We start from the raw sequence: 7,441 nt of genomic DNA, 5'->3' as shown, positions 1-7,441 counted from the left end.
TCAGAGCTGGGTGACCACTGAGATTAAAAGGCCGTACCAGGCGAGTCAGGTTAACCACACTGAGCGGGTCTTCTGCTTCTTGCAGCGTAGGAGGAAGCTCGGGCAACGTTGCCAACGCCAGTAGTGGCGTATGTTCCAGCAACGTATCGACCTGTTCGGTGAATTGAATCCGCACACTTTCGGCCGCAGCAAGAGAAGCCGCATCGACATCTTTGCCCGCCCGAATACGGCTTGCCACATCTGCCGAAACTGCATCGCTCGCAAGCAATGAGTTAAACGCTTGCCAATTTTCGTGGCTGATAATCGCAAGGCCCGCGCGATGTGCATCGCCCAGCATCGGGAGTTCAGAATGGTGTGGGCGAATGCCCATTTGTTCAAAGAACGCCAGGATAAGCGCATCAATTTCGGGTATAGCCGCCTGAACAAATCCCACCGCCGGTAATACCGTCAACGGCTCATCGACAGGGAGGGAAAGGTTTGTCAGAACCTGGCGCAGAACTGCCGGTTCACGAGCAAAAATACCGACACAATCGAGTGAGCTGTTCGCAGGCAAAACCCCTTTTCGGCTAAGAACACCGTAGCCTGGTTTAAACCCAAGAATACCGCAGCAGGCGGCCGGCATGCGCACAGATCCCCCCGTGTCCGTACCCAGTGAAAAATCGACTTCACCTGCCGCTACGACCGCTGCCGAACCGCTTGATGAACCTCCGGGGATAAGCGCAGGAAAGTAAGGATTAACCGGCGTTCCGCTCCAGAGGTTAATCCCCGTCACACCGAATGCCAGTTCATGCAGCGTAGTTTTGCCAGTCAGCACACAGCGCTTATTAAGTAACGTTTCAACCACGCTTGCATGCTGCTGTGCAACCGGAACGGATGCCAGAGCACGGCACCCAGCTCGAGTGCGAAAGCCTGCGATATCCAGCGTATCTTTTACAGCGAAGCACAATTCCCCCTCACCGAGGACAAACCGCTCAACATAACCATTGCTCTCACAAAATGACTTCATAATTAAAACCTTAATCAGAAAAAACGAATCACGTTTAGTCAGCAGTCATCGCTGCTTTTTCGTTCTGAGTGAAGATTAATCAATCATGGAATATTTAGATGAAAATTCAAGTAATATTTCACGTTATTTTTACGAAAAAATAACATTTTATTAACCTGATTCAGTGCAGGGTTACTTACTCATGCTAATGAATTAATAAGAAAAAAACCGCCAACAGAGAATAAAGTCGTCATGAGAGCTCAGAACGACGAATGGATAAAACACTTTATTTTATAGCGAGTTAGATGAAAGCTTTAACGGGGTCACAATTTTGTCATTATGCCCGCTTTGCTTCAGAGATCGTTGAGGTTATCGAGGACTTTTCCCAGAGACAGGTTCATTTTTTCCACCTGTGCCGCACTCATTCCTTTAAATCCTTTTTCAAAAACTTTACTGGCCAGGCGGTTAGCTTCTTCCACCTTTTCCACTCCTACAGCGGTCAACATCACTTCGGTAACGCGCGCATCTGCTTCGCTACTTGCTGTCGTCACCAGGCCATCATCTCGCAGGCGACCAACAATTTTGGTCACCGTCGGCATTTTCACCATCGCGTATTCTGAGATTTGCGAAATGCTTGCCTTGCCGTATTGCTGCGTGACCATCAACACCCGAAAGCGGGAAACATCCAATTGTGACTTTTTCAGCGTGATTTCCATGATTTGGGTATAGCGCGCGTAGACATTCACTATCCAGTAAAACGGAAACTCTTCACGGTGAAATGCGGGATCCGCAGGCTCAACATCCGGTGTTTTTTTCAGGCTGCTCATGAAGTTCCTTACCAAAAAAGTCTTAGATTTAGCGATTATACCTGCTAAACCCTGGACGCTATAGCGCCTTGGGCAACACCAACGCTCAATCCCAGCTTTGGGGCGATTACCGCACACTTAATGATTCAAAAATGCCACGTGATTAACATTTTTGTATCATTTATCAAACAACGCATTGACATCCATTCCCCCTCTTTCCTATACGTTAGCGCACGTGTTTGCGTTGGGTGGGATCAGGTAGTACCCAATCCATGAAATACCGAACTCACAATACTTAAAACAGCAATGTGGAGCTCTTCATGAACGAAAGTCCTTCTATGGAACAGACTCGCTCCGAGGTGTTGGCCCCGCCAGCCCCCACGCAGATACCTCTGGATCCTCGGCAACAAGCGGTGGTTAAAAAACTATTTCGTCGGTTGATCGTATTCTTATTTGTGCTGTTTGTTTTTTCGTATCTGGACCGTATTAATATTGGTTTTGCTGGTCTGACGATGGGTAAAGATCTTGGCCTCACGAGTACCATGTTTGGCCTGGCAACAACGCTGTTTTACGTGATGTATGTGATTTGCGGTATACCCAGTAACATCATGCTAGGTATTGTCGGAGCACGCCGCTGGATTGCCGTTTTAATGGTGGTTTGGGGTATTGCTTCAACCGCGACCATGTTTGCAACCGGCCCCGGAAGCCTTTACGTATTGCGTATGTTGGTCGGTATTGCTGAGGCCGGATTCTTGCCAGGATTGTTACTTTATTTAACGTACTGGTTCCCCGCGCAATACCGTGCTCGCGCGAATGCTTTATTTATGATTGCTATGCCAGTGACGATGGCGCTGGGTTCGCTCGCTTCCGGTTATATCCTGAATATGGACGGTTTGCTCAATCTTAAAGGTTGGCAATGGTTATTCCTGCTAGAAGGGTTTCCGTCTGTAATATTAGGCTTGGTAGTCTGGTTCTGGCTTGATGACTCACCGTCCAAAGCCAAATGGTTAACCGACGATGATAAAGCCTGTTTGAACGAAATGATGGAAGCCGACAGACTTAATATTCAAAAGACACAACAAAGTACCAATATAAATCCGACATCTCAACGTAGTATGTTGCGGGAGTTATTTACCCCCATCATCATGCTTTATACACTGGCTTATTTCTGCCTCACCAATACATTAAGCGCATTAAGTGTCTGGACACCGTTAATTCTGCGTAGTTTTAATCAGGAAAGTAATAATATTACTATCGGTTTGCTCAGTGCGATCCCGCAAATTTGTACTATTGTTGGAATGATTTGGTGGAGTAAGCGTTCTGACAGATTTAATGAGCGTAAAATTCACACCTTATTACCGTACCTGTTTGCAGCTGCTGGCTGGATATTAACGGCCTCCAGTACCAATCCAATGCTTCAATTTTCCGGTATCGTGATGGCTTCAGCTGGTGCTTTTGCCGCGATGGTTATTTTCTGGACGACTCCAGATCAGTCCATCTCATTACAAGCTCGCGCCCTTGGCATTGCGGTTATCAACGCCACTGGTATGACGGGTGCCGCACTTGGGCCACTCTTAATGGGTTGGATGAAAGATATGACGGGCAGTTTCAATGCTGGCATATATATGGTTGCAGGATTCCTGATATTAGGAGCCTTCGTCATTTCATTGATACCGATGAAAAAAATGGCGCAACCCCAAACCAGGTAAACACGAACATAAATAATTTCTGGCAATAAAAATCCGGGGGTACAGTTGGAGTACCACCCGGTTTTTTTAAATACCATTCACCCAACACATATCTAAGCCTCAATCATTTGGATTCAGGAATAATCGAGATATGTCCGTTGCGCTCAAGAATGGCGAATTTTATTTCCGCAAGCCGAGTGATACCGTGATCAACGCGGGCAGTCTGCAAAATATCATCACAAGAAATATCAACCTTTTTCATTTTGTCCTGAAAGAGATAGCCATTCTCCACCAGAATCACGGGGGTGTTATCCAGGAAATCATCTGCTTTGGGCAGGTATTTTTTTATTAAGCCAAATAACATATCCACCACAATTAACGTCACGATGGTCAGCATTGCGCCAGTGACAGAAAAATCGTTACCCAGGAGCGCCTGTTGAGTGGCTTCACTAATAATCAGCAGCAGTATCAAATCGAATGATGTCATTTGCAGCAGTGCACGCCTGCCTGCGATTTTAAAAACCACCATCAGTATCAGGTAAATAGCCAACGCCCTTAATACCATATCCATCGTCGGGTCACCTTAAGGATATATAAATTGCCGGAAAGAGATTTCCGGACCGTTATCGACTGTAATGGTGCTTTTAATGGCACCGATTTTCATCGGCGTAAGGCTTAACCACAATGTTTGCTCAACCCCTGCTGCTGGCGCTTTATATTCAATAACCATTTTCCCATTCAGGCTATACATATTATCCGGTTGAGGTTGCAGGGTATCAATGCGGAAGCTGTCCATGAAATCGCCACCAAGAATAATTTGATTAGGTTTACCGGGGGATGTGGTCGCGGTAATTTTCAGGTCGGCGTCACTCATCAGGCGGTTAAATTTTTCGTAATCAACAGCCAGGGTATTGTCGACGTTTGAAAGGCGAGCATCGCTCAGGTAACCGTGAGAAAAAACCCCAAGCATGGCAGCAAAAACAATCAGTAACAGAAAGATAAAGCCAAAGCGGCGCAACTGATACTCGAAGCGCAACCAGAACGGTTTTTCAACGACGGGTGAAGATTTAACGGCAGGCGTTGTTTTCATTATTTCAATCCGGCCAGAGAAAGGAATAGAGCCACCACAACAAGGAGAGGTTCAGCGTTGTTGGATTGAAGTCTAGTCAACAGGGGAAAGCTACGCCACCGCATCGCTTTCCCCCACTCTTGAGCTACTTACGCAGCGGCACATCCTTCATTAATAACGAGAGAAAAAATGCCAGTACCGCAACTCCCGCAGAAATGAGATACACCGAGTGCAGCGCGGCACCAAAGGCCTGTAAATAATCATTTTGCAATGCAACGGGCAGTTCATGCACCGCTTTGGCACCCAGCTGCCGAGGCAATTGCACATCCGTCGGGATGAGTTCGATAAGTTTGCTTTGCAGCACATTGGTAAAAATGGCACCAAATGCCGCCACGCCAATCGAACCGCCAATCTGGCGGAAAAGTGTGGCGCTTGAGGTCGCCACACCAATCAGTTTCTGCTCTACGCTGTTTTGCACCGCCAGCACCAGAACCTGCATTACCATGCCGAGGCCAAACCCAAGCAGTGCGATATAGAGATAAAGTACATGGATTGGGGTGTCTATTTTAAGCGTGCCCAGCAACACCATCGCAATAAACGTTAGCAGCGTGCCGATAATCGGGAAGATGCGATAGCGCCCTATTTTGCTGATAATGCGCCCACTGATGATTGAGGTCAGCATCAGCCCCCCCATTAACGGCAACAACTGGATCCCCGCTTCGGTTGGCGTGGATGATTTGACCACCTGCAAATACAGCGGCAGGAAAGTCATTGAGCCAAATAGTGACATACCGATAATAAAACCAATCAGACAGCTCAATAAAAATGTGCGGTCACGGAACAAACCGAGCGGAATAATCGGCTCAAAGGCTAAGCGCTCTTCGTAAATAAACCCGCCGAGTGTCACTACAAAGAAAGCAAAAATGCACCACAGTTGCGGATCGGACCAGGCCATCACCGTCCCGCCCTGGCTGGTAAACAGGATTAACGAGGTTAGCGATGCGGCGAGATAACCCGCGCCGAGAAAGTCGATTTGGTGACGAATTCGCGCAGTTTGCGGTTTAAGCACCGCACCTATCACCAGGAGTGCGAATATGCCCAGCGGTAGGTTGATGTAAAAAATCCAGCGCCAGGAGAAATGTTCAACCAAAAAGCCGCCAATCAGCGGGCCAATCACAGTAGCAAGACCAAATACGCCGCCAAACAAGCCCTGATATTTGCCACGATCCGCTGGCGGTATAACGTCGCCCACTGCTGCCATCGTTACAACCATCAGGCCACCGCCGCCCAAACCTTGCAAAGCGCGCATCAAGATTAACTGCGTCATATTCTGCGCCAGGCCACATAATGCCGAGCCAAGTAAGAACAGCACAATCGCGGTTTGCAGCACGATTTTGCGCCCGAGGAGATCGCCAAATTTGCCGTATAGCGGCACCACAATGGTGGAAGACAGCAGATAAGCCGTGACGACCCAGGAGAGTTTCTCCAGCCCACCCAGCTCGCTGACGATCGTCGGCAAGGCAGTGGAAACAATGGTCTGGTCGAGAGCCGCAAGCAGCATGACCAACATCAGCGCGGCAAACAGCAAACGAATAGATGTTGCGTGCTGTTGCGTTTCTGTCTGCGGAGTTTCTGTGACTATCATCTTATTTGTTGGCTTGTAATTAATTAACTGGATAATTAATATAGATGGAATAGTTTCACCCGGTCAATGGAACCCGCACAAAATGTCACCTGAAAACGGCAGTGAAAAATCCGAAATTAACGCAACTGAAGGTATAAAACGCCGCCGTCCTGGTCGCCCGACAGGTTCTGGCAAAAGTGCCGACAAACGCGACCTACTCCTTGATACTGCATTGAAATTGTTCTCAAATTTTGGAGTCGCACAAACTCCGTTGAGTGCAATTGCCACAGAGGCAGGCGTGACTCCCGCGATGCTGCATTATTATTTCAAGACTCGTGAACAATTGTTGGATGTATTGATTGATGAGCGTTATATGCCGGTGCGTGCATCCATGGGTGGCGCTTTTGAAATGCACCCTAATGATCCCGTCAGCGCGTTGACCGCACTAACCCAGCGATTCATTGATGTTTCGTTGTTGCACCCATGGTTTGCCCCACTGTGGATACGGGAAGTGCTGAGTGAAACCGGAGTTTTGAAACAAAGAATTGATGCTCGTTTCGGCTCGAAAGAGAGGCAAGCGGCGGTAGTCTGGATCCGCAAATGGCAGGACGAGGGTCGTTTAAACCCCGATCTCGAGCCTGAGTTTTTGTTTATCTCACTGTTTGGTTTAACACTGTTACCGGTTGCTCGTTTGCAACACGATATCCGCAAAGGCGACACCAGCCTTAACACTGAGAGGCTCTCTCGCCATATTGCGGCACTTCTCAAATCCGGTGTCGGCAGTGGCACTTAACCCAAGAGTGGTTTATTTCCGATGCAAATCATTCATCACATCAATGATTAGGCTTTTTCTTAGTTAACCCACACAATAAATAATGGATTATGTTTTTGCCTGATAACGGCATTTCGCTTCGGCGGCTACTTTAAAATTTTGGACTAAACAGTAATGAAAAAAATAATATTGATGATGGTGATAGCGGGGACTTTGGCAGGTTGCAGCACTGCGGCTCAGCGCCAGGCTGAATGTCAGTCCCAGGGAATCAGCAAGGATACGTGCTATTTGGCTGAGCATAATCGCCAGGACTCCATTAATAACGCGGCAATGAAACAAGCAATGGAAAATGCCAACGAGGCAGTTAAGTAAGCTATCGTTAACAGGCCTGATTGGGCCTGTTAGTCAGAAGTTTCCGCACTGCACACCCTCCTACTTTTCATCTCAACCATAATACCTGCTTACAAAAAAACACCTTATAATTCAAACGGTTTATT

Annotated in this window: 8 protein-coding genes; 3 read left to right on the top strand and 5 right to left on the bottom strand. The window is 47.5% G+C overall.

Features of this window, described 5'->3' with window-relative positions; all coding sequences use genetic code 11:
* Both FH968_RS11735 and FH968_RS11730 read right to left on the bottom strand, forming a co-directional pair.
* The coding region (locus tag FH968_RS11735) for an amidase (protein WP_139879620.1) at positions 1-1,006 on the bottom strand (1,006 nt) is incomplete at its 3' end.
* Between the two features lie 332 nt (positions 1,007-1,338).
* The gene (locus FH968_RS11730; protein WP_139879618.1) at positions 1,339-1,812 is read right to left on the bottom strand and encodes a MarR family winged helix-turn-helix transcriptional regulator; all 474 of its coding nucleotides are present in this window, start codon (positions 1,810-1,812) and stop codon (positions 1,339-1,341) included.
* Between the two features lie 317 nt (positions 1,813-2,129).
* Between FH968_RS11730 and hpaX the strand changes: the two genes are divergently transcribed.
* Positions 2,130-3,500 (top strand): 4-hydroxyphenylacetate permease, encoded by a 1,371-nt coding sequence (hpaX, locus tag FH968_RS11725; protein ID WP_370451498.1) that lies wholly within the window; start codon positions 2,130-2,132, stop codon positions 3,498-3,500.
* A gap of 103 nt (positions 3,501-3,603) precedes the next feature.
* Here hpaX and FH968_RS11720 read toward each other — a convergent pair whose 3' ends face one another.
* From FH968_RS11720 to FH968_RS11710, 3 genes are all read right to left on the bottom strand, one after another.
* On the bottom strand, positions 3,604-4,050 hold the full coding sequence (locus FH968_RS11720; RefSeq protein ID WP_139879613.1) for a DUF421 domain-containing protein: 447 nt from the start codon (positions 4,048-4,050) through the stop codon (positions 3,604-3,606).
* A gap of 12 nt (positions 4,051-4,062) precedes the next feature.
* Positions 4,063-4,569: a hypothetical protein gene (locus FH968_RS11715; protein ID WP_139879611.1), complete on the bottom strand. Its 507-nt coding sequence runs from the start codon at positions 4,567-4,569 to the stop codon at positions 4,063-4,065.
* Between the two features lie 124 nt (positions 4,570-4,693).
* Complete coding sequence (locus FH968_RS11710; protein ID WP_139879609.1) at positions 4,694-6,193, bottom strand: MDR family MFS transporter; 1,500 nt, start codon at positions 6,191-6,193, stop codon at positions 4,694-4,696.
* An 82-nt stretch (positions 6,194-6,275) separates the two neighbouring features.
* Between FH968_RS11710 and FH968_RS11705 the strand changes: the two genes are divergently transcribed.
* Complete coding sequence (locus FH968_RS11705; protein ID WP_139879607.1) at positions 6,276-6,965, top strand: TetR/AcrR family transcriptional regulator; 690 nt, start codon at positions 6,276-6,278, stop codon at positions 6,963-6,965.
* A 153-nt stretch (positions 6,966-7,118) separates the two neighbouring features.
* On the top strand, positions 7,119-7,316 hold the full coding sequence (locus FH968_RS11700; RefSeq protein ID WP_139879605.1) for a hypothetical protein: 198 nt from the start codon (positions 7,119-7,121) through the stop codon (positions 7,314-7,316).
* Positions 7,317-7,441: the final 125 nt, after the last annotated feature.

The organism is Buttiauxella sp. B2 (genome assembly GCF_006376615.1).
GTDB lineage: Bacteria > Pseudomonadota > Gammaproteobacteria > Enterobacterales > Enterobacteriaceae > Buttiauxella.
The sequence above is the reverse complement of the archived record's forward strand: the minus strand, read 5'-3'. Positions and strand labels throughout refer to the sequence as shown.

What these genes read in the sequence shown, in the direction of transcription:
- FH968_RS11730 (WP_139879618.1), bottom strand. Translation starts at nt 1,812, where the DNA reads ATGAGCAGCCTGAAAAAAACACCGGATGTTGAGCCTGCGGATCCCGCA.
- hpaX (WP_370451498.1), top strand. Translation starts at nt 2,130, where the DNA reads ATGGAACAGACTCGCTCCGAGGTGTTGGCCCCGCCAGCCCCCACGCAG.
- FH968_RS11720 (WP_139879613.1), bottom strand. Translation starts at nt 4,050, where the DNA reads ATGGATATGGTATTAAGGGCGTTGGCTATTTACCTGATACTGATGGTG.
- FH968_RS11715 (WP_139879611.1), bottom strand. Translation starts at nt 4,569, where the DNA reads ATGAAAACAACGCCTGCCGTTAAATCTTCACCCGTCGTTGAAAAACCG.
- FH968_RS11710 (WP_139879609.1), bottom strand. Translation starts at nt 6,193, where the DNA reads ATGATAGTCACAGAAACTCCGCAGACAGAAACGCAACAGCACGCAACA.
- FH968_RS11705 (WP_139879607.1), top strand. Translation starts at nt 6,276, where the DNA reads ATGTCACCTGAAAACGGCAGTGAAAAATCCGAAATTAACGCAACTGAA.
- FH968_RS11700 (WP_139879605.1), top strand. Translation starts at nt 7,119, where the DNA reads ATGAAAAAAATAATATTGATGATGGTGATAGCGGGGACTTTGGCAGGT.